Origin of the sequence: Halalkalibaculum sp. DA384 (genome assembly GCF_043951955.1) — a bacterium.
Classification (GTDB): domain Bacteria; phylum Bacteroidota; class Rhodothermia; order Balneolales; family Balneolaceae; genus JAMQKA01.
Genome location: NZ_JBINJE010000093.1, coordinates 1 through 1,570, shown reverse-complemented (window position 1 = coordinate 1,570; position 1,570 = coordinate 1). Strand labels below are relative to the sequence as shown.

The following is a 1,570-nucleotide window of genomic DNA, read 5'->3' as shown; positions in this document are numbered from 1 at the left end:
TCCGTCACGCTGGTTGCCTTCTATCGAAGTTCTCACCGGTGCAACATCCACAAACGCCTGCTTCGGCCTCCGCGCCCCATTCAAGGCCGGGAAAGGGCAGGGTGTATATTTTGTAGCTTGTTCCCTCGTCAGACAGAAATTCTTCCGGTCTTGGGCATGATGCTATAACCCGTTTATACGAGCTCTCCCTTCGAAATTCTTCATTTTTAATTCTTCATTCTTAATTCTTAATCCCCCGCTGGCCTGCATTTGTTTGATCCATGGTTACTTGGTACATTAATTTTAGAAGAGGTTTGGGACCTACAGACTAGTGGATCCGAAACCTCTAATAATATTAAATTCATACTTTATGTCTGCGTATGAAACGTGTTGTCAATATTGCAAAAGATAAGAATGAGGCCGATAAATGGGATATCAGGCAAGCGACTCGTATGTCTGTTGAGGAACGTCAAAAAGTTGCCCGTACCTTAAAAAAGCGAGTATATGGAAATACACCTGATATTAAGGAATGGAGAAAGCTAAATAGATGAGAGCAGAATACTTTTCTCCCGATACCCAACAATTTTTGGTGTTATTAGATAAATATGAGGTAAAATATCTGATTGTGGGAGGCGAAGCCGTCATATATTATGGGTATCCCCGTTTAACAGGTGACGTTGATTTTTTTTATTCTTCAGATAGTGACAATGTCGTCCTGTTGTTCGATGCATTATTGGAATTTTGGGATAATGATATCCCCGGATTAACGAAGCCTGAAGAGTTGCAAAGCCCCGGATACGTTATCCAATTTGGTGTCCCTCCCAATCGAATCGATTTGATAAATGATATTGAAGGAGTGCGTTTTGATGAGGCATGGGAGGGACGTGTAACAGAATCTATTTCCATAAAAGACAATAATATACCGGTTTACATTATTGGATTATCTGATCTTATTACTAACAAACGTCAGGCGGGCAGGAATAAAGACCTGGAAGATTTAAACTATCTGGAAAGCATTGATTAGGGTAGCACAATTCCGGATTGCAAAGTCCCTTAACCGAGTTGTCCCTTTTGTCTTGATACAAAAGGAACTCAACAATCAAGGCGGGGAATGGGGGCACCCGCTGCCGCCTGTGCAGGCGTGGATGTTGATGGTCCGTCACGCCGGTTGCTCGCTATCAAAACCTTCACCGGCAGGGCATCCACCCCCGCCTGCTTCGGCCTCCGCGCCCCATTCAAGACCGGGAAGGGCAGGATAGCATTTGTAGCTTGCTCCCTCGTCAGACAGAAATTCTTCCGGTCTTGGGCATGGTGCTATAACTCGTTCATACGATCTCCCCTTCGAAATTCATCATTACTAATTCTTCATTCTTCATTCCTCACTGATCATCCCCCTGCACCCCCTTCGAACGTCATTTCCAGCTTTTCAATCATAACTGCCACAAGGGGGAAAGACCCGGGTTCTCCATTCCTGCCCCTTCGAAATTCATCATTCTTCATTCTTCATTCATAATTCCATCCTCCTTCCGCCCTGGCGATTCGTGAGCCGTCCGGCCGCATGCAGCGGCGGCGTGAAGAAAGAACCCCTGCA

Annotated in this window: 2 protein-coding genes; both read left to right on the top strand. The window is 45.3% G+C overall.

Annotation, left to right across the window (positions count from 1 at the left end):
* The first annotated feature begins 359 nt into the window (after positions 1-359).
* The gene (locus tag ACG2E4_RS18390) at positions 360-530 is read left to right on the top strand and encodes a hypothetical protein (protein WP_395262258.1); all 171 of its coding nucleotides are present in this window, start codon (positions 360-362) and stop codon (positions 528-530) included.
* On the top strand, positions 527-1,003 hold the full coding sequence (locus ACG2E4_RS18385) for a nucleotidyltransferase (RefSeq protein WP_395262259.1): 477 nt from the start codon (positions 527-529) through the stop codon (positions 1,001-1,003). Before ACG2E4_RS18390 ends, ACG2E4_RS18385 begins: the two co-directional genes overlap by 4 nt.
* Positions 1,004-1,570 lie beyond the last annotated feature (567 nt).

What these genes read in the sequence shown, in the direction of transcription:
- ACG2E4_RS18390 (WP_395262258.1), top strand. Translation starts at nt 360, where the DNA reads ATGAAACGTGTTGTCAATATTGCAAAAGATAAGAATGAGGCCGATAAA.
- ACG2E4_RS18385 (WP_395262259.1), top strand. Translation starts at nt 527, where the DNA reads ATGAGAGCAGAATACTTTTCTCCCGATACCCAACAATTTTTGGTGTTA.